The following is a 23,366-nucleotide window of genomic DNA, read 5'->3' as shown; positions in this document are numbered from 1 at the left end:
CGGTTGTAGCCCTCCGGGGTTTTTTGCTGTTTACCTAGTAGTTCTACGAGGTAGGCGGCGTGCCGGTTTTGCCGGATGCTGAAGGCTGGTTTCTCTTGGAGCATCTGGCCATGGGCTCCTCAGATCAAGTGGTGTTGTGCCGCTACAGTTATGACCCGTTGGACCGTCTGGTGTCCAGTACGCCGGCTGGCCAGGCGGATATTCAGCGTTTCTATCAGAAGAACCGTTTGGCGACCGAGATACAGGGCGCGTTGCGGCGTACGGTCTTTCAGCATGAAGATCTGCTGTTGGCCCAGCAACGGCGTGTTGATGGTGTGACCGAAGCCATGCTGTTGGCAACCGATCAGCAGCGTTCGGTTTTGCAACTTGTGGATAAAGCGGGTACTGAGCCTATTGCTTATAGCCCATACGGTCATCATCCGGCAGAAAGAGGCTTGACCAGTTTGCTGGGTTTCAATGGCGAACGACGCGATCCGGTGACCGGGCATTATCTGCTGGGAAATGGGTATCGGGCTTATAACCCGGTGTTGATGCGGTTTAATAGCCCGGATAGTTTGAGCCCGTTTGGTGAGGGTGGGTTGAATGCGTATGGGTATGTAGGTGGGGATCCGGTTGGGTTTGGGGATCCGACAGGGCATATAAGTTCTGGAGTGCTTAAAAAGTTATTAGGGATCGGAAGAATCATACGCAAGCCTAAAAAAACACTGTTATCACGGTTGCCTAGCAGGGTTGATGAATTACCATCTTCCTCCATTACTATTTATCAAGGCATTGGTAGACCATCCACGTCAAGAGCCGCTGCGTCGTCTCCTCGACTGTCCAAGACCTCAGCTCTGCAAGCCTCTGACGAAGGCAGGCCAACGGTGACTTTTCCACATATGACCAAGGCGTATAGGCTGAAGAAAACTAAAGAATTTCATGATCCAATCAAAACGACTGTGCCTGCGGACTTCCGTGAGGCCGAAGCCCGTTTGGGGCTGCATTATACAAGAAAGGTAGAAGTTGAAGAGCTCGTGTTTTTTCATAATGCCAATCCGTCTGTAAACGCTGAGATGTCGATAGTGGCGGGCTCATCGTCGTATTACGAATCTATCTACGCGAGAGATATTCGTAATCTTGAAATATATAAAGCTGGAATGCTTAGAGAGCATGCTCAGGCTATACGTTCGGCCATACGTAAACAGAGTTGATAGCTGTACTGCACTCGGCCTCTACAATCGTTTTCATTGCCGTGGTTATATTATTCTCTTCACCAAAAACATCGGCAAATACAACCCCAAATAAGCATCAAACACCCGCATCCCTTCCTTAGCCATACGCGGTGTAATCTCGTCATGCAACTGCACTGACCGTGCATACACCCGATCCCCCAGTTCCATCGCCAGCGCAAATACGTCCACGTCATCCGGCAGCGCAGGCAGCTGGAAGTGGCGGTCAAAGACCTCAAGCATCAAATGCCCCAGCTCTATGTCGTGCTGGCGGTCTGCCTGGTTGATTTCGGTCAGGCCGTGCTGGGCAAGGATCAATTGGCGGGCGGCGGCGTCGGCGTTGTAGATGGCCAGCATGCGCAGTTCGACGATACGCGACAGGTCGCGCCAAGTGGTGAGCTGGTCGTGATCGATAGGCGCTTGCAGTGAGGCGCGGAAAGCCGCGTGAATGTCGGCGGTCAGCGCTTCAAGCAGCGCCGGAACGCTGGCGAAGAAGTGATACACCGAGGAGGGTGGAATACCTGCGCGTTCAGCCACGCTGTAGATCGACAGGCTGGCCACCCCTTGCTCGGCGAGCAGCGTGCGCGCGGCGTCGAGAATCGAATCGATCCTGGCCTGGCTGCGTGCTTGAGGTTTGCGGGGCGTGGCGGCGCGTGTCATGGGCGTGGCTCGTGGTTGGGCTGACGGCATTGTAAGTGATTCTGACTGGATGAATCTCTGTCGTCGCCAAACGATTATCGCTCCCACGCTCCGCGTGGTAGCGCAGTTCTGGACGCTCCGCGTCCTCTCCTGATTATGCGGCGCGCGAGGTGCTCCGGGCGCAAACAAAAACGCCGCAAAGCTCAAGGCTTTGCGGCGTTTTATGTTGCTCAGCCTCAATCAGACTGTGTGCAGGTACCAGTTGTACTCGAGGTCGGAGATGGAGTGTTCGAACTCTTCCAGCTCGCTCTCTTTACAGGCGACAAAAATGTCGATGTATTTCGGGTCGATGTACTTGGCCATGACCGGGTTGTCGTCCAGCTCGCGCAGTGCGTCGCGCAGGTTGTTCGGCAGGCTTTGTTCGTGTTGCTCGTACGAGTTGCCTTCTACCGGCGCGCCAGGTTCGACCTTATTGACCAGGCCGTGGTGCACGCCCGCCAGGACCGAAGCCATCACCAGATACGGGTTGGCATCGGCACCGGCAACGCGGTGTTCGATACGCACGGCATCGGCGGTGCCGGTCGGTACACGAACGGCTACCGTACGGTTGTCCAGACCCCAGGTCGGCGAGTTGGGCACATAGAACTGCGCACCGAACCGACGATACGAGTTGACGTTCGGGCACAGGAACGCCATCTGTGCCGGCAGGGTCTCGAGCACACCGCCGATAGCGTGACGCAATGCGGCGTTCTGCTCGGGATCCTCGCTGGTGAAGATATTCTTGCCATCGCGATCCAGAATCGAGATGTGGACGTGCAGACCATTACCCGCCTGACCCGGATAGGGCTTGGCCATGAAGGTCGTGTCCATCTCGTGATCGTAGGCGATGTTCTTGATCAGGCGCTTGAGCAGCACGGCGTAATCGCACGCCTTGATGGCATCGGCAACGTGGTGCAGGTTGACTTCGAACTGTGCCGGGGCGCTTTCCTTGACGATGGCGTCGGCAGGAATGCCTTGCTCCTTCGCACCTTCAAGGATGTCCTGAAGGCAGTCGACGTACTCGTCCAGGTCATCGATCAAGTAGACCTGTGTCGAATGCGGGCGTTTGCCGGAGATCGGCGAGCGGGGCGGTTGCGGGCGACCGTTCACGTTCTCCTGATCGATCAGGTAGAACTCCAGCTCGAATGCGGCGCAGATGGTCAGGCCCATTTCGTCGAACTTGGCGACGACCTGGCGCAATACTTCACGCGGGTCGGCGAAAAACGGGTCGCCTTCGAGTTCATGCATGGTCATCAGCAATTGCGCAGTAGGGCGCTTTTGCCATGGCTCGTTGCACAGGGTGTCGGGGATGGGATAACAGATTCGGTCAGCATCACCGATATCCAGGCCCAGGCCGGTGCTTTCCACCGTGGAGCCATTGATATCCAGAGCAAATAAAGAGGCCGGCAGGTTGATGCCTTTCTCGTAAACCTTATGGAGGCTGGTGCGTTCGATGCGTTTGCCACGCACCACACCATTCATATCTGCAATCAGAAGGTCAACGTACAGAACCTCAGGATGTTCCTTAAGGAACGCGTTCGCTTCGTTAAGCTGAACGGCACGCGGGGGTACCGACATGATGCAACACCTTTGTTGTTAAAAATATCAATCATCAATGATTGCGGATCTCAGTCAATCCGAAAGCCATGATGAAGTCAATAGAGCCTTTTTTGCCCTAAAACTGCGCCGTATGGCCTTTTTTGCCGCTATTTAGGGCGTTTTATTCCGTTTCTGACCGTCGTTAAATACAAGCTAGAGCGGCCTGTCTTCTATTTTTAACGGGTTGTTGTATAAAAAAATGAACGAGGCTAAGCTCGATCGCAACCCAGTAGAGCAACAATAGCGGGGGTCCAATGCTTCACCTTTCCCTGGTCGACACGCGACTATCAAGTCCGTATAGCGCTCATCATGCCTGTGATATCGGTGCTCGTGGTGGGTTGCCACACCTTGCGACATCCCTGAACGGCTATCGAAGCCAGTCTGCTCTACTCTCAATGCTGGACATTACCACTATAACGGCTTCGTCAGTGTGACCGCGGCCGTCTGGAAATCCGGCCCCGCAGCTGTCACCTTACCCCTAATCGGCGTCTGCCGAAACGAGTTGTACAACATGACGCCGATGCGTCTGGAACGCCTGATCACGATCAGGACAATAAAACCCTGAGGTATTTATGAGTACCAACCTCGACCAGCTCACCGATTGGTTGAAAGAACACAAGATTACCGAAGTCGAATGCATGATGTCCGACCTCACCGGGATTACGCGCGGAAAGATCTCGCCGACTAACAAGTTCATCGCTGAAAAAGGCATGCGTCTGCCTGAAAGCGTGCTGTTGCAGACGGTGACTGGCGACTATGTAGAAGACGATATCTACTACGAGCTGCTGGACCCGGCAGACATCGACATGATCTGTCGTCCCGACCAGAACGCGGTGTATCTGGTGCCCTGGGCGGTCGAGCCCACTGCGCAGGTGATTCACGACACCTACGACAAGCAGGGCAACCCCATCGAGCTGTCGCCGCGCAACGTGTTGAAGAAGGTCCTCAAGCTTTACGCCGATCAGGGCTGGCAGCCAATCGTGGCGCCGGAGATGGAGTTCTACCTGACCAAGCGTAGCGACGACCCGGACTATCCGCTACAGCCACCGATCGGGCGCTCCGGGCGACCGGAAACCGGCCGTCAGTCGTTCTCGATCGAAGCGGCCAACGAATTCGATCCGCTGTTCGAAGATGTCTATGACTGGTGCGAACTGCAGAACCTAGACCTGGACACGCTGATCCACGAAGACGGTACGGCGCAGATGGAAATCAACTTCCGTCACGGTGATGCCCTTTCGCTGGCTGATCAGATTCTGGTGTTCAAGCGCACCATGCGCGAAGCCGCGCTCAAGCACGACGTCGCGGCGACCTTCATGGCCAAGCCGATGACCGGCGAGCCAGGCAGTGCCATGCACTTGCACCAGAGCATCATCGACATCGAGACCGGCAAGAACATCTTCTCCAATGAAGACGGGACCATGAGCGAGCTGTTTCTGAACCATGTGGGTGGTCTGCAGAAGTTCATCCCCGAGCTATTGCCGCTGTTCGCCCCCAACGTCAACTCGTTCCGCCGCTTTCTGCCCGACACCTCGGCACCGGTGAACGTCGAGTGGGGCGAAGAGAACCGTACCGTCGGCCTGCGCGTGCCGGACGCTGTGCCGCAGAACCGTCGCGTGGAAAACCGTCTGCCAGGTGCCGATGCCAACCCCTATCTGGCCATCGCCGCCAGTCTGCTGTGCGGCTTCATCGGCATGGTCGAAGGCATCAATCCGAGCGCACCGGTGGTCGGGCGGGGTTACGAGCGGCGTAATCTGCGTCTGCCGTTGACCATCGAAGACGCGCTGGAGCGCATGGAAAACAGCAAGACCATCGAGAAGTACCTGGGCAAAAAATTCATCATCGGTTACGTCGCGGTCAAGCGCGCCGAGCATGAAAACTTCAAGCGCGTGATCAGCTCGTGGGAGCGGGAATTCCTGCTCTTCGCCGTCTGATCCCGCAGAGCGCAGCAGCAGGTATGCGGCGCTCTGATAACTGACCCTAATTAAAGGAAGTGCTGCATGAGTGCCCACAATAATCCGCAAACCCTCGAATGGCAGGCCTTGAGCAGCGAACATCACTTGGCACCGTTCAGCGACTACAAACAATTGAAAGAGAAAGGCCCGCGCATTATTACCCGTGCCGAGGGCGTTTATTTGTGGGACAGCGAGGGCAACAAGATCCTCGATGGCATGTCCGGCCTGTGGTGCGTAGCCATTGGTTACGGCAGGGAAGAACTGGCCGACGCTGCCAGCAAACAAATGCGTGAGCTGCCTTATTACAACCTGTTTTTCCAGACCGCCCACCCGCCGGTGCTGGAACTGGCTAAAGCCATTTCCGAAATCGCTCCGCAGGGCATGAATCATGTGTTCTTCACCGGTTCAGGTTCTGAAGGCAATGACACGATGCTACGCATGGTTCGTCATTACTGGGCTCTAAAAGGCCAGCCAGACAAGAAAACCATCATCAGCCGCGTCAACGGTTATCACGGCTCAACCGTCGCCGGTGCCAGTCTGGGCGGCATGACCTACATGCACGAGCAGGGCGACCTGCCGATTCCGGGCGTTGTCCACATTCCGCAGCCCTACTGGTTCGGCGAAGGCGGTGACATGACGCCGGACGAGTTCGGTGTGTGGGCTGCCGAGCAACTGGAAAAGAAAATTATCGAGCTGGGCGTCGAGAATGTCGGCGCATTCATTGCCGAGCCGATTCAGGGCGCAGGCGGTGTGATCGTGCCGCCTGATTCCTACTGGCCGAAGATCAAGGAGATCCTTTCCCGCTACGACATCCTTTTCGCCGCCGATGAGGTGATTTGTGGCTTCGGCCGCACCAGTGAGTGGTTCGGTAGCGATTTTTATGGCCTCAAACCCGACATGATGACCATCGCCAAAGGGCTCACCTCCGGGTACGTGCCGATGGGCGGCCTGATCGTGCGTGATGAAATCGTTGCGGTGCTCAACGAGGGCGGTGATTTCAATCATGGCTTTACCTACTCCGGGCATCCGGTGGCGGCAGCCGTTGCGCTGGAGAACATACGTATCCTGCGCGAAGAAAAGATCGTCGAACGGGTCAAGTCGGAAACGGCACCTTATTTGCAAAAGCGTTTGCGTGAGTTGAGCGATCATCCGCTGGTGGGCGAGGTCCGTGGCGTCGGGCTGCTGGGGGCCATCGAACTGGTGAAGGACAAGGTCACTCGCGAGCGCTACACCGACAAGGGCGCCGGGATGATCTGTCGAACCTTCTGCTTCGATAATGGCCTGATCATGCGGGCCGTGGGCGACACGATGATCATTGCGCCGCCACTGGTGATCAGTTTTGCGGAAATCGACGAACTGGTGGAAAAGGCTCGCAAATGCCTGGATCTGACGCTGGCGGTATTGCAGGGCTGAATCCGCAAAAAAAGGGTCGATTCAAGCGCAATGTGCGTTGTTTAACGGGTGTCGGCTTGAAAGCCTGCCCTGGAAGTTGCCAGACTAATGGCTACAAGCCGCTAACTGACGGTCAGTGATAAAAATACATTGGAGCTACGCATGAAAAAATTTGGCAAGACCCTTCTCGCGCTGTCCCTGATGGGCGTTGTGGCCGCCGCTGCGCAGGCCGATGATAAAGTGCTGCACGTCTATAACTGGTCCGATTACATCGCGCCGGACACCGTTGCCAAGTTCGAGAAAGAATCGGGCATCAAGGTGGTCTACGACGTTTTCGACAGCAACGAGACGCTGGAAGCCAAATTGCTCGCCGGCAAGTCCGGCTATGACATCGTTGTGCCGTCCAACAACTTCCTGGCCAAGCAGATCAAGGCGGGCGTCTACCAGGAACTGGACAAATCCAAACTGCCGAACTGGAAGAACCTGAACGAATCGTTGCTCAAAGCCGTGTCGGTCAGCGACCCGGACAACAAGCACGCATTCCCGTACATGTGGGGTTCGATCGGTATCGGCATCAACCCGGACAAGGTCAAGGCTGCGCTGGGCGCCGATGTGCCGGTCAATTCCTGGGACCTGCTGTTCAAGCCGGAGAACGCTGCCAAGTTGAAGTCGTGCGGCATCAGCTTCCTCGATTCGCCGACCGAAATGCTGCCGATTGCCCTGCATTACCTGGGCTACCCGACAGACTCTCAGGACAAGAAGCAGCTCGCCGAGGCTGAAGCGCTGTTCATGAAGATTCGTCCGTCGATTGGCTATTTCCACTCGTCGAAGTACATCTCGGACCTGGCCAACGGCAATATCTGCGTCGCAGTCGGCTACTCGGGTGACATCTATCAGGCCAAGTCCCGTTCTGCGGAAGCCGGTGGCAAGGTAAAAGTTGCTTACAACATTCCTAAAGAAGGTGCCGGTAGCTTCTACGACATGGTCGCCATTCCCAAGGATGCCGAAAACGTTGAAGGTGCCTACAAGTTCATGACCTTCCTGATGAAGCCCGAAATCATGGCTGAAATCACCAACGCAGTGCGCTTCCCGAATGGTAACGCGGCAGCGACGGCACTGGTCGACAAGGAAATCACCAGTGACCCTGGCGTTTATCCGCCTGCCGACGTACAGGCCAAACTGTATGCAATCGCGGACTTGCCTGCTGCCACGCAGCGGATCATGACCCGCAGCTGGACCAAGATAAAGTCAGGTAAATAAGCCTGTCATCAAACCTGTGGATGCTGCGTAGCCTTGGCTGCGCAGCCTCCAACAGACAGGAATATTGCCTAAACCTTTGCTGGTTGGACGCATAGACGGTAAGTTGCGCGCCGGTTTGGTTTTCCGGACGCCCTCCGGCGCTCAGGCCCCTCTGTTAAAAGGACTCATTCTTTGTCTATTTCTATTTTTTCCAAAGCCTTGCTGGCGGCTGCCGGGCTGACACTGTCGATCAGTGCTCAGGCTGAATCCACCGTGCATATTTATAACTGGTCCGATTACATCGGCAAGACCACCCTGGCGGACTTCGAAGCCGCTACCGGCATCAAGCCGATGTACGACGTGTTCGACTCCAACGAAACCCTTGAGGCCAAGCTGTTGGCCGGACGCACCGGCTATGACGTGGTGGTGCCGTCCAATCACTTCCTCGGCAAGCAGATCAAGGCTGGCGCGTTCCAGAAACTCGACAAGTCGCTGCTGCCCAACTACAAGAACCTCGACCCGGCGCTGCTCAAGCGCCTGGAGAAGAACGATCCGGGTAACCAGTACGCAGTGCCATACCTGTGGGGCACCAATGGCATCGGTTACAACGTCGAGAAGGTCAAGGCAGTGCTGGGTGTCGACAAGATCGACTCATGGGCGGTGCTGTTCGAGCCGGAAAACATCAAGAAGCTGTCCAGCTGTGGCGTAGCGTTTCTTGATTCCGCTGATGAAATGTTGCCAGCGGTGCTCAACTACATGGGGCTGGACCCCAACAGCACCAAGGAAGCGGACTACAAGAAGGCCGAAGCCAAACTCATGGCGATTCGTCCTTACGTAACCTATTTCCACTCGTCCAAATACATCACTGATCTGGCCAATGGCGACATCTGTGTTGCCGCAGGATTTTCGGGCGATGTGTTCCAGGCCAAGGCTCGCGCAGAAGAGGCAGGCAAAGGCGTGAAGCTCGCTTACAGCATCCCGAAAGAGGGCGGCAACCTGTGGTTCGATATGCTGGCTATTCCGGCAGACTCGAAAAACATCAAGGCTGCCAGCGCCTTCATCAATTACATGCTTGAACCCAAGGTGATCGCCCAGGTCAGCGATGAAGTCGGCTACGCCAACCCCAATCCCGCCTCCGGCGAGTTCATGGACCAGAAAATCCGCAACGATGCAGCGGTTTACCCGCCTCAGGAAGTGCTGGACCGCCTGTTCGTGAACAGCGAGTTGCCCCCCAAGGTGCAACGTCTGATGACCCGCAGCTGGACCAAGGTCAAGTCGGGCAAATAAAAATCCAGCACCCGGCCGTATTGGCCGGGTTGCCTACCTGTTGGGAGTTTCACCCATGGCAGTTGCCTCCGGCGCCTACAAGAAAGCCCTCGAAGGCGGTCAGCAACCCAAAGAGGTGCTGGTCAGGATCGATCGGGTCACGAAGAAGTTCGACGAGACGATTGCGGTGGACGACGTGTCGCTGCAAATCAACAAGGGTGAGATCTTCGCCCTGCTTGGCGGCTCCGGTTCCGGAAAGTCCACACTGTTGCGCATGCTGGCCGGTTTCGAGCGCCCGACCGAGGGCCGCATCTACCTTGATGGTGTCGACATTACCGACATGCCGCCGTATGAACGTCCGATCAACATGATGTTCCAGTCCTACGCGCTGTTCCCGCACATGACCGTGGCGGACAACATCGCCTTTGGCCTGAAACAGGACAAGCTGGCCAAGCCGGAAATCGAAGCCCGCGTGGCGGAGATGCTCAAGCTGGTGCAGATGACCCAGTACGCCAAGCGCAAGCCGCACCAGCTCTCGGGCGGCCAGCGTCAACGTGTGGCCCTGGCCCGCTCGCTGGCCAAAAAGCCCAAGCTGCTGTTGCTTGATGAGCCAATGGGTGCGCTGGACAAGAAACTGCGTTCGCAAATGCAGCTGGAACTGGTGGAGATCATCGAGCGCGTCGGCGTGACCTGCGTAATGGTGACTCACGATCAGGAAGAGGCCATGACCATGGCCGAGCGCATCGCAATCATGCACCTGGGCTGGATCGCGCAGATCGGCAGCCCGATCGATATCTACGAAACCCCGACCAGCCGTCTGGTCTGCGAATTCATCGGCAGCGTCAACCTGTTCGAAGGTGACGTGATCGAAGACATGGAAGCCCACGCGCTGATCCGCAGTCCCGAGCTGGAGCGCAATATCTATGTCGGCCACGGCGTCAGTACGTCGGTGGAAGACAAGCACATCACCTACGCCCTGCGCCCTGAGAAGCTGCTGATCACCACCGAGCAGCCAGGCTTCGAATACAACTGGTCGCGCGGCAAGGTCCACGACATCGCCTATCTGGGCGGTCATTCGGTGTTCTACGTCGAGCTGCCGGGCGGCAAGCTGGTGCAATCGTTCGTCGCCAACGCCGAGCGTCAGGGCGCACGGCCTACCTGGGGCGATGAAGTCTACGTGTGGTGGGAAGACGACAGCGGCGTGGTACTGCGCTCATGAAAATCCGCAAGATCAAGCGCGCGTTCGAGCGCATAAAGCCCAACGGGCGGCAGATGGTCATCGGCGTGCCGTTCCTCTGGCTGTTTCTGTTCTTTGCCTTGCCGTTTTTGATCGTGCTCAAGATCAGCTTCGCCGAAGCCGACGTCGCGATCCCGCCATACACCGAGATCTTCAGCTACGCCGACGAAAAGCTGCAGATGGTCCTCAACTTCGCCAACTACACCTTGCTCAGTGGCGATGACCTGTACGTTTCGGCCTATCTGGGCTCGCTGAAGATGGCCTTCATCAGCACCTTGCTGTGCCTGCTGATCGGCTATCCGATGGCCTATGCCATCGCCAGCGCGCGCAAGGACCTGCAAACCGTGCTGTTGCTGCTGATCATGATGCCGACCTGGACGGCGATCCTGATCCGCGTCTACGCCTGGATGGGTATCCTCAGCAACAACGGGCTGCTCAATGCCTTCCTGATGTGGCTTGGGCTGATCGACGCGCCGTTGCAGATCCTCAACACCAACCTGGCGGTGTACATCGGCGTGGTCTATTCCTACCTGCCGTTCATGATCCTGCCGCTGTACGCCAACCTTGTGAAGCACGACACCAGCCTGCTGGAAGCCGCGTCCGACCTGGGTTCGAGCACCTTCAACAGTTTCTGGAAAATCACCGTACCGCTGTCCAAGAACGGTGTGATCGCCGGCTGCATGCTGGTATTCATCCCGGTGGTCGGCGAGTTCGTGATTCCCGAACTGCTGGGTGGCCCGGAAACACTGATGATCGGCCGCGTGCTGTGGCAGGAATTCTTCAACAACCGTGACTGGCCGGTGGCTTCGGCGCTGGCAGTCATCATGCTGCTGGTGCTGATCGTGCCTATCATCCTGTTCAACCGCAGTCAGGCCAAAGAACTGGAGGGCAAGGCATGAACCGCTTTCGATTCTCGAACCTGATGCTGGTTCTGGGTTTGCTGTTCATCTATGCGCCGATGGTGATTCTGGTCATCTACTCGTTTAACGCCTCGCAACTGGTGACGGTCTGGGGCGGCTGGTCGGTGAAGTGGTACGTCGGCCTGCTGGACAACTCGCAACTGATGGGCTCGGTGATGCGCTCGTTGGAAATCGCCTGCTACACCGCCGTTGCTGCGGTGGCGCTGGGGACGATGGCTGCGTTTGTGCTGACCCGCATCAGTCGCTTCAAGGGTCGGACGTTCTTTGGCGGGCTGGTAACAGCGCCGCTGGTAATGCCCGAAGTGATCACCGGCCTCTCGCTGTTGCTGCTGTTCGTGGCCATGGCGCAATTGATCGGTTGGCCGCAGGAGCGCGGCATCATGACCATCTGGATCGCGCACACGACGTTCTGTGCGGCCTATGTGGCGGTGGTGGTGTCGGCGCGCCTGCGTGAGCTGGACCTGTCGACCGAAGAGGCTGCAATGGACCTGGGTGCCCGTCCGTGGAAAGTGTTCTTGCTGATCACCATCCCGATGATCGCGCCATCGCTGGCAGCCGGGGGCATGATGTCCTTCGCGCTGTCGCTGGACGACCTGGTGCTCGCCAGCTTCGTCTCCGGGCCCGGCTCGACGACCTTGCCGATGGAAGTGTTCTCTGCCGTGCGTCTGGGCGTGAAGCCTGAAATCAACGCCGTGGCGAGCCTGATCCTGCTGGCCGTGTCACTGGCAACCTTTCTGGTCTGGTTCTTCACCCGCCGCGCGGAAAACAACCGCAAGCGTGCGATCCAGCAGGCTATCGAGGAAAGCGCGGCAGACGCCTGGAAGCAGCCAGACCCAAGGCGTGCGCCTGCGGCGTGAGGACCTGATCGTGCGCGGAGGGCGCGGGAGCGAGCTTGCTCGCGAACTGCCGGTTACCGGCAGCAACTAGCTCTCGGTTTATCGCTCCCACGCTCCAGCGTGGGAGCGCAGCTCTGGACGCTCTGCGTCCGATCTTGATAGCGCGGTGCTACGCAGACTTGTGACGCGGAGCGTCACGAAAGGCATGCCAACGCGGAGCATTGGCACGATAGTCAAACCCGGTTGTGCCTGATGTACCGTGCGTTAAGGTTTCACTGTCGGTTCCCGACAGTTCGCGAGCAAGCTCGCTCCCACGAGAAGCCACATTTCAGGGGTCGGCTATTCCCCCGGCACTAACCGTAAAACCCCTTCCGTATGCTCTGCCACGTCCTTCTCACTGAAGCGCTGTGGCACGTACTCGCCACTCACAAACGCCTTGGCCTGATCCGAATAATGCTTGTCGAACGGCACGCCGCTCTGGCCTACCGGGTTGATACCCAGGCTATGCGCCGGGTCGGCGAAGTCGATAAGGCGGCGGGTCGAAGGGCCGTAGCCGACGGGCCACGGGGCAGGGCGGATGCTGGATGACAGGTTGTTCGGCACTTCGTGGGTGCCCGGCGCTGCATACGGGCCAACGTTGAAGATCATGTCCAGCGGCTTTTGCGACCCCATCGGGTGACCCTGAGTAAGGGTGTGTGCCTTGCCCCACACCCATTCATCCGGGTTGGTGCCGTACAGCGACCGCAAGTGCGACACGCTGGCTCGCCAGGCTACCTTGACGGTATTGGCGCGGCTTTCTTCATGGGGTGAATTGCGATTGTTCCACCACGGCGAATCGGCATCGGCGGCCAGACGCGGCAGAGCGGCGTCCAGTACGCGGGTCGACAGCAGCGTTTCGAACATCGTATCGCCCAGTTCGTCGTGGAATGTTTCTTCCGTCAGGTCGAACAGGAACTGGTTGAACAGTGTGGCACCCACCGAATCAACGGGGTAATCGCCTTTCCAGCTGGCCAGCCGCTCCACGAGGGCGATTTCGTCCGGGTCGCTGACAACGCTGCGCAGTACCGGAATCAGCGGTTTGAGAATGCTCGGTGCGTAATCGGTCTGCGTGCCCAGTTGCAGCGCCTTGCTGGCGGCCAGGTCCCACTTGATGGTGGAGTCGCTCAGTTGCCGGTTCAGCTCCTGACCGCGCTCGGCCGGGTTGTAGTAACCCGGAATCTGCATGCCGGTCGGCGACAGCGGCTGGAAGTTGGCGGACACGATGTAGCCACGCGCCGGGTTTTCTTCGTGCGGGTTGGCGCTGAATGGGTAAAAACCGAGCTTATCGGCCTGTGCCGTGCTGCCGTCCAGAATGAAACTGGGGTTGACGCCCTGCGGACGGATCGGCAGTTGCGCAGCCGCCCACCAGCCGATATCGCCTTTGGCGTTGGCCCAGACGATATTGAGGCCCGGCGACTGGATCTTCTCGGCGGCGCTGCGCATTTTATCCAACGTGTCGGCGCGGTTAGCTTCGTAGAAACCATCCAGCACCGGGTTGGCGGACACCAGAAATGACCACCACATCGCAATCGGCGTCTGGCCAGCGTTCTTGCCCATCACGTTATTGACGATAGGACCGTGCGGCGACTCAAGCAGGGTCAGGGTGACAGGGGCCTGACCTTTTACCGCGATCTGCTGCTCGGTACGCTTCATGTCCACCCATTGCCCGTGGTACCAGACCTGATTGGGGTTATCAGGATTGGTCTTCTCGGCGATCAGGTCCACGTCATCGTTCTGGAACATGGTCAGGCTCCAGCCGAAATCCATGTTGTGGCCCAGAAACGCGAACGGATTGAGCCCCGGAAAGTGTCCGTACAGCTCAAAACCCGGCGCAGAAAGCTGTGCTTCGTACCACACCGAAGGCACGGAAAAGCGGATGTGCGGGTCGCCCGCGAGGATCGGTTTGCCGCTTTGCGTACGGCTGCCGGAAATCACCCAGGCGTTGCTGCCCTCGAACTGCGGCAGACCTGCGCCTTCCAGCGCTTTGTGGCTCAGCTGGGCCAACTGCGCCAGGCCTTTCCAGTCGGCGCTGGCCAATGCCGGTTTAGAACCGAGCATGCCGTCTGGATGCCAGTCCAGATCAAACACTTTCAAATACTGCGGGCCCAGTTGATCGCGCACATACGTCAGCAATGGTTCGGTTCTGAATGCTGCCGCAAAGCTGTACGCCAGATAGCCACCGATGCTCACGGTGTCTTCGGTAGTGAAGCGCCGCTTGGGAATACCCAGCGCGTCGAACTCCATCGGTCGTGCGTGGGTGTCCTGATACTGATTGACGCCGTCGATGTAGGCTTCCAGCGCTTTCCAGGTCGGAGTGTTCTTGTCCTGGCGTGCAACATACGCGTCGGCATGCTCGCGAATACGCAGTGTGCGAAACAGTTTGTCGGTCTCGACCAGGTTCGGCCCGAGTATCTCCGCCAGTTCGCCACGCGCCAGACGCCGCAGCATTTCCATCTGGAACAGCCGGTCCTGAGCATGGGCGTAACCCAGCGCTCGGTACAGATCTGCTTCGTTCTCTGCCCGGATGTGCGGCACGCCACGCTCGTCGTAACGCAGCGTGACAGGTGCCTGAAGATGGCTCATGGCAATCTCGCCATCACGGACCGGTTGTTTGCTATTGACGTACCAGCCCGCGCCGCCTGCAAGGATGGCGATGATGATGGCTAGAATGACGAGGCTGCGTTTCATCCGGGTTTCTCTGTGAATGGCGTGATGCATGGGCGAAGGCTATGGTTGTGCAATATGGCAGCAGCCTGACAGGCCGCCCTGCAGAACACAGCGCGAAAGCCTACCGCGATCGAGTACGCAGTAAACATTAAGATAGCGTTCGCTACCGTGCAGTCTGATGGCGATGTGCCTAAGCATGTGAAGCGTGTGATTGCAGCCGAGCAGCTTGCCATGCCGGAGCATACAGAAGAATATCGTTACACAATTTTACTTACCGTTTCCCGGAATCTGGAAGCCACATGTCCGCCACGTTTGACCCCGATAAACTGCGCGCCAGCCTGCTGCCGCTGAATATCATCGACCCGCTTTCCATGGACGGACTGGCCTATCAACGCTTCTACGGCCTGGCCGGGCTGGGCGGCGAAAAAATCATACGCAGCTGGCTGGGGCGTCTCGATGTCGCGGGCTACGAGGTTGTCGGGCAGGTGTGGATGCCTGACAGTCCGGTCGCCACGCTGTTTCTGTTTCACGGTTTTTACGACCACATGGGGCTATACCGGCATGTGATCGAATGGGCGCTGGAGCAGGGGTTCGCAGTGATCGCCTGCGACTTGCCGGGCCATGGCCTGTCCAGCGGCAGTCGGGCCTGTATCAATGACTTCGCCGAGTATCAACTGGTGTTGCAACGTCTGCTGTCTGAAGCCGAAGGCCTTGGGCTGCCACATCCCTGGCACCTGTGCGGACAAAGCATGGGTGGTGCCATCGTGACGGATCACCTGCTTCATCAGGGGGCAGACTCGCCGGCGCAGGGGGAGGTGATCCTGCTGGCGCCGCTGGTCCGGCCGCGCGCTTGGGGCTGGTCGCGTCTGAGTTATCACCTGCTCAAACCGTTCGTAAACGGCATTGCCCGGCGTTTCACCGAAAACTCCAATGCGCCTGCGTTCCTGCCTTTTCTCCTGGCGGACCCTTTGCAGCCGCGTCGCCTGCCCACTGCCTGGGTCGGCGCGTTGTCGCAATGGATTGTGCGTATTGAGCGCGCGCCGCGCAGCCTGCGCAGCCCGTTGATCATTCAGGGCGATGCGGACCTGACGGTCGACTGGTCTCACAACCTCACGGTTCTGAAAGGCAAGTTCAGCCAGCCGCAGATCCTGATGCTGGGGCACGCCCGGCATCATCTGGCCAACGAATCGCCGGAGTTACGGGCAAGGTACTTTGATTTTCTGGAAGGGCGTTTGCGCTAAGCCGTCGGTACCGATCAGGGGTTCAGGCTCGACGCACTTTGCCCAACCGCCAGTCCGGCGCGAATCGCAGCCAGTGCGGCCTGATAATAGGCTTTGCCTTCCGGCGACTCGGCGAAGGTCGAGAACTCTTCAAGTTCAGGGTCGGACAGGTCGCGGTACACATACAGCAGCGTGTTGTTCAGATCGGCGCTGATCTGCGCCATCAGCCGTTCGCGCTGGCCTTCGAGCATGCCTTGCGCCTGACCGCCGCCCAACAGGCCGGGAATCATCTGGCTCAGGCTGTCTGCGGCAACGCCTGCGATGGCAAGGCTGACTTCCGCGCCGGCCTCTCTGGCCGGCAGTGCCTGGGCCAGATGGCCGATCAACAACTGACGCGTTGCATCCGCTTCGATATGCGGCAGCCCTTGGGCATGTTTGGCCAGCTGATCGGCGCGGGTGGCGGTCAGCTCGGCGTTGACGATCTTTCGGCCCAGCGGCGACTGGAAAAACTGCAGCGACGGGGCAGGGTCCTTGAGGCTTTCACGCAGGCGCTTCGACGCGCGCTGGTCCATGGCCTGGGGGGAAAAACGCTGATTGCTGTTATTGACCAGCGCTTGATAAACCGCAGGCGGCAGGTTGTTGCTGTAGCGCTGTTGAGCAGCCTTGAGAGCATCGTTGAAATGCGCGCGCTGTTCCGGCCAGCCTGCGGCCTTGTACAACTGATCGTAGCTGTCTGCCCAGGCAGGGGAGGTGCAGAACATCAACAGCAAAACAAACAAACGACGCATTGGGGACTCCTGTCGGCAGGCCGCTATTCTCCGGGTGTTAGCGTGGATTTGTCGAGTTATGAGTGCCGTCGGCGAGTGAAATCTCACGCGTGTGATACCACATGTATACGCCTCTGTCGGATTTCATGGCTTATCGATACTATGCACGCCATGCGCATACCCTCTGACCACCCACTGCTGTTGCGAATCGTCGACGACCTGGCCGCCAACGGCTGGTCGCAGCAGAATATTTTCCTGCCCGAAGCTCTGACTCTTGAACTTGAGCAAGAGTGCCGAAAACGTGCTGCCGAAGGCGAGCTCGAGCCTGCCGCTATTGGCAAGGGCGCAGCGCAGGAAATACGCGAAGGCATTCGTGGTGACCGCATTCAGTGGCTTGAAGCGGGGCAGGTGCAGTGTTGCGACAGCTATCTGGAATTGATGGAAAGCCTGCGTCAGGCGCTCAATCGCGGCCTTTTCCTGGGGCTGGAGGACTACGAAAGCCATTTTGCGCTGTATCCACCGGGTGCCCGCTACCTCAGGCATGTGGATCGCTTTCGCGATGATGACAAGCGCATGGTGTCGGCGGTGCTTTACCTCAACAATGCCTGGCTGCCCGAGCATGGCGGCCAGTTGCGCATGTACCTCAAGGACGATGTGGCTTACGACGTCCAGCCTACAGGCGGTTGCCTGGTGGTTTTTCTGTCCGGTGATATTCCCCATGAAGTCATGCCTGCCAGCCGTGATCGACTGTCACTGACGGGCTGGTTCAGGCGCCGCGGTAACGAGCTGTTTCAGTGACCTGTGGCCTGTTCATGAAAACTGTTTCATCAATGCAGTGAGCCATTGAGCCCGGCTGCGGTCTATCGTGAGCACTCCTGAACCGACGGATTTGTTGTGTGAGGGTCGACTTACGTCAACTGCAACCGGAGCAATCATGAAATCCTTATTTTCTGGAACGATGGTCGCGGGCCTGTTGCTCAGCGCATCCATGCTGGTCAGCGCCGCCGATATGCCACGCACTGCATCCCCTGAAGGCGCCGAGGTGTACATCATCTCGCCCAAGGATGGTGAAACCGTGACTTCACCGTTCAAGGTGCAATTCGGCCTCAAGGGCATGGGCGTCGCGCCTGCGGGTGTGGATGTTCCCGATACCGGTCACCATCACCTGCTGATCGACGTGAACGACCAGCCAGCAATGAATGCGCCGCTGCCGGTCAGTGACAACATCCGCCACTTCGGCAAGGGCCAGACCGAAACCGAAATCAACCTGCCGCCTGGTCAGCACACATTGCAATTGCTGATGGGCGACAAAGGCCACATGCCGCTGAACCCGTCGGTCGAGTCGAAGAAGATCACGATCAATGTGAAGTAGGGCTGTCAGTGCTTGTGTGACGCCAAGCGTCACGAACGGCACTCCCACGCTGGGGCGTGAGGAACGATTATCGCAACTATCGTGCGACGCTCTGCGTCCTCTTGCGACGCGGAGCGTCGTGAACTGCATTCCCACGCTGGAGCGTGAGGAACGATAGGTGCCCGGAAGAACACTGATCGTGCCCACACGGGGTGGGCACGGCGCTCGGATCAGAACAGAACGCGGCTGCGGATGGTGCCTTTGATCTGTTGCAGCTTGGCTTGTGCCAAATCCGAGTACTCGGCGTCGACGTCGATGACCACGTAACCGACTTTCTCGTTGGTCTGCAGGAACTGACCGGAGATGTTGATGCCGTTCTCGGCGAAGACCTTGTTGATCTCGCTGAGCACGCCCGGAATGTTCTCGTGGATGTGCAGCAGGCGATGCTTGCCAGGGTGAGCAGGCAAGGCCACTTCCGGGAAGTTGACCGACGATACCGACGTACCGTTGTCGCTGTACTTGACCAGCTTTTCTGCGACTTCCAGACCGATGTTGGCCTGCGCTTCGGCAGTGGAACCGCCGATGTGCGGGGTCAGGATCACGTTGTCCAGGCCACGCAGCGGGCTTTCGAAGATGTCGTCGTTCGAGCGTGGCTCGACCGGGAACACGTCGATTGCAGCGCCGATCAGGTGCTTGTCCTTGATCGCGTCGGCCAGGGCGTCCAGCTCAACGACTGTGCCACGAGCCGCGTTGATCAGGATGCTGCCCTTTTTCATCGCGCGAATTTCTTTTTCGCCTATCATCCACTGGGTTTCCGAGGTTTCCGGCACGTGCAGGGTAACGATATCGGACATGCCCAGCAGCTCGTTCAGGCTGGACACCTGAGTCGCGTTGCCCAGTGGCAGCTTGGTCAGCGTGTCGTAGAAGTACACCTGCATGCCCAGGCCTTCGGCCAGCACCGACAACTGCGTACCAATCGAGCCATAGCCAATGATGCCGAGCTTCTTGCCACGGATTTCGAAAGAGTTGGCCGCGCTTTTGATCCAGCCGCCACGGTGGCATGAAGCGTTTTTCTCAGGGATACCGCGCAGCAGCAGGATCGCCTCGGCCAGCACCAGTTCTGCTACCGAGCGGGTGTTGGAGTAGGGCGCATTGAACACTGCAATACCGCGCTCACGCGCTGCATTGAGGTCAACCTGGTTGGTGCCGATGCAGAAGCAGCCGACGGCAACCAGTTTCTTGGCGCAATCGAACAGCTCTTCGGTCAACTGAGTGCGGGAGCGGATACCGATGAAGTGTGCGTCGGCGATCTTTTCTTTCAGTTCGGCTTCCGGCAGAGACTTGGTGTGGTACTCGATGCTGGTGTAGCCGGCTGCCTTGAGGACGTCGACAGCGGACTGATGGACGCCTTCGAGAAGAAGGAACTTGATCTTGCTCTTGTCGAGGGAAGTCTTGCTCATCTGCGTAAACCTGTGTCCCGAAGAAAATTGGCAGGGGGTGCCCGGTTCGGCTCTGGGCACGACTCACGGGGGGCGTATGCTAGCATATGAGCCCCGCGAAACCTCATCCCGAACGTGAACCGTTCTCAGGATGCCCATGAATCGTTCGAGAGTTGATTCAATGACCGATCGCGTTTTGATTGATGAGCTGCAGACCCTGGTTGACCCCGGCAAGGTACTCACCGATGCCGGTTCTCTGGAAACTTACGGCAAGGACTGGACCAAGCAGTTCACTCCTGCGCCACTGGCCATCGTATTCCCCAAGACCACCGAACAGGTGCAGGCCATCGTACGCTGGGCCAATGAGCGGCTCGTGGCGCTGGTGCCTTCGGGTGGACGAACCGGGCTTTCGGCGGCCGCGGTGGCTGCCAACGGTGAAGTGGTCGTCTCGTTCGATTACATGAATCAGGTGCTGGATCTGAATCTCACCGACCGGACGGCGGTCTGTCAGCCTGGCGTGATCACCCGGCAATTACAGGCGCTGGCTGACGAGAGCGGCCTTTATTATCCGGTCGACTTCGCTTCTTCGGGCTCCAGCCAGATCGGCGGCAATATCGGCACCAATGCGGGCGGTATCAAGGTCATTCGCTACGGCATGACGCGCAATTGGGTCGCGGGCCTCAAGGTGGTCACCGGCAAGGGCGACCTGCTGGAGCTGAACAAGGACCTGATCAAGAACGCCACCGGCTACGATTTGCGCCAGTTGTTCATCGGTGCCGAAGGTACGCTGGGCTTTGTCGTCGAAGCGACCATGCGCCTTGACCGTGCGCCGAAGAACCTCACAGCGATGGTGCTGGGCACCTCGGACTTCAACTCGATCATGCCGGTGCTGCATGCCTTTCACGGCAAGCTCGACCTGACCGCCTTCGAATTCTTCTCGGACAAATCCTTCGCCCGGGTCATGGCGCGCGGTGATGTGCCGTCGCCCTTCGACACGCCATGCCCGTTCTATGTGTTGCTGGAGTTCGAAGCGACCACCGACGACCTGGCCGATCAGGCCCTGGCGACCTTCGAGCACTGCGTCAAGCAGGGTTGGGTGCTGGACGGCGTGATGAGCCAGAGCGAACAGCAATTACGCAACCTGTGGAAGCTACGCGAGTACATCTCCGAAACCATCTCGCACTTCACACCGTACAAAAACGATATCTCGGTCACTGTCTCGAAAGTGCCAGAGTTTCTGGCTGAAATCGACGCGATCGTTGCCGAACACTACCCAGACTTCGAAGTGCTCTGGTACGGCCACATTGGCGACGGCAACCTGCACCTGAACATCCTCAAGCCCGAGGGCCTCGACAAGGACGAGTTCTTCGTCAAATGTGCCCGGGTCAACAAGTGGGTATTCGAGACTGTCGAAAAGTACAACGGCTCGATTTCGGCCGAGCATGGTGTCGGGATGACCAAACGTGACTATTTAACGTACAGTCGCTCGCCGGTCGAAATCGAATACATGAAGGCGTTGAAAGCGGTGTTCGATCCCAACGGGATCATGAATCCCGGCAAAATCTTCGCCGTTTGATCCGTCGCAACCATTTGATCCGTCGCAACAATAAGCAGGCTACCTCTTACAGCCTCAGGAGACGTCATGAGCTACCAGCACAAATATGTCGATGGCACCAACATTCACTTCCCGCTGGGTAAAGTGGTCTGCATCGGGCGTAACTACGCCGAACACGCCAAGGAACTGGGCAACGCGGTGCCTACCGAGCCGCTGCTGTTCATGAAACCCGGCAGCGCGGTGGTTGCGCTGGAGGGTGGCTTCACTATCCCGGCAGACCGCGGCTCGGTGCATTACGAAGCAGAGATCGTAGTGTTGATCGGCAAGCCTCTGAGCAAGAACCCTTCGCGCGAAGAAGTACTCGACGCGATCAGCGGCTTTGCGCCCGGCCTGGACCTGACCCTGCGTGATGTCCAGTCGCGTCTGCGTGAGAAAGGCCTGCCGTGGGAGCTGGCCAAGTGTTTCGACGGCGCTGCGGTGATTCCGCCGTTCGTGCCCGCCGAGACCTTCCCTGATCTGGAGGACATCGGTATCCGCCTGACCCTCAATGGCAAGGTGGTTCAAGACGGCAACAGCAACATGATGCTCAACCCGATCGTGCCGATGATCCAGCACATGGCAGCCAACTTCTCGCTGCAGGCCGGTGACCTGATCATGACCGGCACGCCTGCCGGTGTCGGGCCGTTCGAAGCCGGCGACCAGATCGCGCTGGAACTGGTCGGGCAGACGCCGTTCGAGAGCGTCGTCAGGTAACCCGACAGCATCTTCAAGCTGCACCCAAAGCCACGCGGGATCACTCCCGGGTGGCTTTTGTTTGTGGAGTGACTGATAGTTCAGCCGATTTTGCGTTTTTTTCACACCTGTTCTGGATAATCCGGCCGTCCCTGCAAGGGCACCACGTCGTCATGAAGTCTCATTTGCCCAGGAACACATGAATGGCCAGTACTGCCGCAACGCCGCCTCGTAACAAAAAACGCTTCGCTTACTTGCGAAACATGCGCTGGTATTCGTGGTTGTTAGTGGTTGCCTTGCTGGGCTATGGGCTGGCCTTCATCATGCATTGGGATGATCGCGCGCTGCTCTGGTTTCAGGAGCGGTTCGAGAGCAAGGCAGGTCGTCACGCCAGTATCTGGCTGCCGGACTACCATGTGGATATCGACGCAAAGGTGCTGCCGGGCATGGAAAAGGACGAGGCGTCGGACCTGTCCTATAACCCGGTGACCAAAACGCTGTTTGCGGTCATGGGCAAAAATGCATTTCTGGTGGAGCTGACGCTCACGGGCGATGTACTGCGCAAGATCCCGCTGGTGGGCTGGAGCAATCCGGAAGGTGTTGCCGTCATGAACGATGGCCTGATTGCGATCACTGACGAGCGCCAGCACAAGCTGACCATCGTTAAAGTAAACGCCGACACCACCACCCTGAACATCGCGGATTTCCCCCAGTACGAACTGGGCAAGTCTGCCAACCAGAACAAGGGCTTCGAAGGTATCGCCTGGGACCCGCAGCGTCAGCAGCTGATACTGGGCGAGGAGCGACCTCCCGCGCTGTACACCTGGAAAAGTGATGGCAGTGACGTGCTGAAAGGCGACAAGCAACCGCTGTCGAGTCGCTCGCTGGACATGCGCAATCTGTCGTCATTGAGCATCGACCCGCGCACCGGCCACATGCTCGCGCTGTCTGCCGATTCGCACTTGTTGCTGGAAGTCGACGAGCAAGGCGAGCAGGTAAGCTTCATGACCCTGCTGGGCGGCATGAACGGTTTGAAGGACACAATTCCGCGCGCAGAAGGCGTGGCCCTTGATGAGGCCGGTACGCTGTACATGGTCAGCGAACCGAACCTGTTCTATTCGTTTCACCGGGCGCTTCACAAGCACTGAGCCAGGACGGCAACTACACAGGTCGCCGATACACATTCGGCAAAAATATAGCACCATGCCATTAAGCTTGCTTTCAGGATGGCATGGTATCAATCCCGTCCGCTCAATCTGTCCGAGTCAC

At 58.1% G+C, this 23,366-nt stretch carries 19 protein-coding genes; 14 read left to right on the top strand and 5 right to left on the bottom strand.

Annotated elements, in window-relative coordinates; all coding sequences use genetic code 11:
* Positions 1-110 precede the first annotated feature (110 nt).
* Positions 111-1,190 (top strand): RHS repeat-associated core domain-containing protein, encoded by a 1,080-nt coding sequence (locus LJU29_RS25570; RefSeq protein ID WP_257112885.1) that lies wholly within the window; start codon positions 111-113, stop codon positions 1,188-1,190.
* 45 nt (positions 1,191-1,235) lie between these two features.
* Here the strand turns inward: LJU29_RS25570 and LJU29_RS25565 are convergent, their stop codons facing one another.
* Both LJU29_RS25565 and LJU29_RS25560 read right to left on the bottom strand, forming a co-directional pair.
* Positions 1,236-1,868 (bottom strand): TetR/AcrR family transcriptional regulator, encoded by a 633-nt coding sequence (locus LJU29_RS25565; protein WP_057452807.1) that lies wholly within the window; start codon positions 1,866-1,868, stop codon positions 1,236-1,238.
* Positions 1,869-2,087: 219 nt separating this feature from the next.
* The gene (locus LJU29_RS25560) at positions 2,088-3,464 is read right to left on the bottom strand and encodes a glutamine synthetase family protein (protein WP_003413528.1); all 1,377 of its coding nucleotides are present in this window, start codon (positions 3,462-3,464) and stop codon (positions 2,088-2,090) included.
* Between the two features lie 593 nt (positions 3,465-4,057).
* Between LJU29_RS25560 and LJU29_RS25555 the strand changes: the two genes are divergently transcribed.
* The 7 genes from LJU29_RS25555 (at position 4,058) to LJU29_RS25525 (ending at position 12,348) form a co-directional block, all read left to right on the top strand.
* Positions 4,058-5,416: a glutamine synthetase family protein gene (locus tag LJU29_RS25555; protein WP_002555767.1), complete on the top strand. Its 1,359-nt coding sequence runs from the start codon at positions 4,058-4,060 to the stop codon at positions 5,414-5,416.
* A gap of 66 nt (positions 5,417-5,482) precedes the next feature.
* Entirely contained in the window at positions 5,483-6,850 is a 1,368-nt protein-coding gene (locus LJU29_RS25550; RefSeq protein WP_005758606.1) for an aspartate aminotransferase family protein, read from the top strand.
* A 141-nt stretch (positions 6,851-6,991) separates the two neighbouring features.
* Positions 6,992-8,089 (top strand): polyamine ABC transporter substrate-binding protein, encoded by a 1,098-nt coding sequence (locus LJU29_RS25545; RefSeq protein WP_257111360.1) that lies wholly within the window; start codon positions 6,992-6,994, stop codon positions 8,087-8,089.
* A gap of 171 nt (positions 8,090-8,260) precedes the next feature.
* On the top strand, positions 8,261-9,355 hold the full coding sequence (locus tag LJU29_RS25540) for a polyamine ABC transporter substrate-binding protein (protein WP_005758602.1): 1,095 nt from the start codon (positions 8,261-8,263) through the stop codon (positions 9,353-9,355).
* 55 nt (positions 9,356-9,410) lie between these two features.
* Complete coding sequence (gene potA / locus LJU29_RS25535) at positions 9,411-10,553, top strand: polyamine ABC transporter ATP-binding protein (protein ID WP_005758600.1); 1,143 nt, start codon at positions 9,411-9,413, stop codon at positions 10,551-10,553.
* The gene (locus LJU29_RS25530) at positions 10,550-11,470 is read left to right on the top strand and encodes an ABC transporter permease subunit (RefSeq protein ID WP_003372160.1); all 921 of its coding nucleotides are present in this window, start codon (positions 10,550-10,552) and stop codon (positions 11,468-11,470) included. The genes potA and LJU29_RS25530 overlap by 4 nt, the downstream gene beginning before the upstream one ends.
* Positions 11,467-12,348 carry an ABC transporter permease subunit gene (locus LJU29_RS25525; RefSeq protein WP_257111359.1) on the top strand — a complete coding sequence of 294 codons (882 nt, stop codon included), beginning with the start codon at positions 11,467-11,469 and terminating at the stop codon, positions 12,346-12,348. The genes LJU29_RS25530 and LJU29_RS25525 overlap by 4 nt, the downstream gene beginning before the upstream one ends.
* 318 nt (positions 12,349-12,666) lie before the next feature.
* On the opposite strand, the gene LJU29_RS25520 is transcribed toward LJU29_RS25525, so the two are convergent.
* A complete protein-coding gene (locus LJU29_RS25520; protein ID WP_057423968.1) occupies positions 12,667-15,054 on the bottom strand; it encodes a penicillin acylase family protein in 2,388 nt (795 codons plus the stop codon).
* A 278-nt stretch (positions 15,055-15,332) separates the two neighbouring features.
* On the opposite strand from LJU29_RS25520, the gene bipL reads away from it, so the two are divergent.
* The gene (gene bipL / locus LJU29_RS25515; RefSeq protein WP_005758593.1) at positions 15,333-16,274 is read left to right on the top strand and encodes a phospholipase BipL; all 942 of its coding nucleotides are present in this window, start codon (positions 15,333-15,335) and stop codon (positions 16,272-16,274) included.
* A gap of 14 nt (positions 16,275-16,288) precedes the next feature.
* On the opposite strand, the gene LJU29_RS25510 is transcribed toward bipL, so the two are convergent.
* Positions 16,289-17,041, bottom strand: a complete 753-nt coding sequence (locus LJU29_RS25510; RefSeq protein WP_122322823.1) for a DUF2059 domain-containing protein — start codon at positions 17,039-17,041, stop codon at positions 16,289-16,291.
* Between the two features lie 141 nt (positions 17,042-17,182).
* On the opposite strand from LJU29_RS25510, the gene LJU29_RS25505 reads away from it, so the two are divergent.
* Together LJU29_RS25505 and LJU29_RS25500 are read left to right on the top strand one after the other, a co-directional pair.
* Entirely contained in the window at positions 17,183-17,818 is a 636-nt protein-coding gene (locus LJU29_RS25505) for a 2OG-Fe(II) oxygenase (RefSeq protein ID WP_005733639.1), read from the top strand.
* Between the two features lie 136 nt (positions 17,819-17,954).
* A complete protein-coding gene (locus LJU29_RS25500) occupies positions 17,955-18,392 on the top strand; it encodes a DUF4399 domain-containing protein (RefSeq protein ID WP_016982738.1) in 438 nt (145 codons plus the stop codon).
* 209 nt (positions 18,393-18,601) lie between these two features.
* Here the strand turns inward: LJU29_RS25500 and serA are convergent, their stop codons facing one another.
* On the bottom strand, positions 18,602-19,831 hold the full coding sequence (serA, locus tag LJU29_RS25495) for a phosphoglycerate dehydrogenase (protein WP_002555754.1): 1,230 nt from the start codon (positions 19,829-19,831) through the stop codon (positions 18,602-18,604).
* A 160-nt stretch (positions 19,832-19,991) separates the two neighbouring features.
* Between serA and LJU29_RS25490 the strand changes: the two genes are divergently transcribed.
* The 3 genes from LJU29_RS25490 to LJU29_RS25480 all read left to right on the top strand — a co-directional run bounded on the left by LJU29_RS25490 (position 19,992) and on the right by LJU29_RS25480 (position 23,245).
* Complete coding sequence (locus tag LJU29_RS25490) at positions 19,992-21,386, top strand: D-2-hydroxyglutarate dehydrogenase (protein ID WP_257111358.1); 1,395 nt, start codon at positions 19,992-19,994, stop codon at positions 21,384-21,386.
* Between the two features lie 66 nt (positions 21,387-21,452).
* Positions 21,453-22,118, top strand: a complete 666-nt coding sequence (locus LJU29_RS25485) for a fumarylacetoacetate hydrolase family protein (protein WP_002555752.1) — start codon at positions 21,453-21,455, stop codon at positions 22,116-22,118.
* Positions 22,119-22,300: 182 nt separating this feature from the next.
* On the top strand, positions 22,301-23,245 hold the full coding sequence (locus LJU29_RS25480; RefSeq protein ID WP_003372142.1) for an SdiA-regulated domain-containing protein: 945 nt from the start codon (positions 22,301-22,303) through the stop codon (positions 23,243-23,245).
* Positions 23,246-23,366: the final 121 nt, after the last annotated feature.

Origin of the sequence: Pseudomonas ficuserectae, from assembly GCF_024584585.1 — a bacterium.
GTDB classification, from domain to species: Bacteria; Pseudomonadota; Gammaproteobacteria; order Pseudomonadales; family Pseudomonadaceae; genus Aquipseudomonas; species Aquipseudomonas amygdali.
Note: the sequence above shows the minus strand (reverse complement) of the source record. Positions and strands in the feature narration are given on the sequence as shown.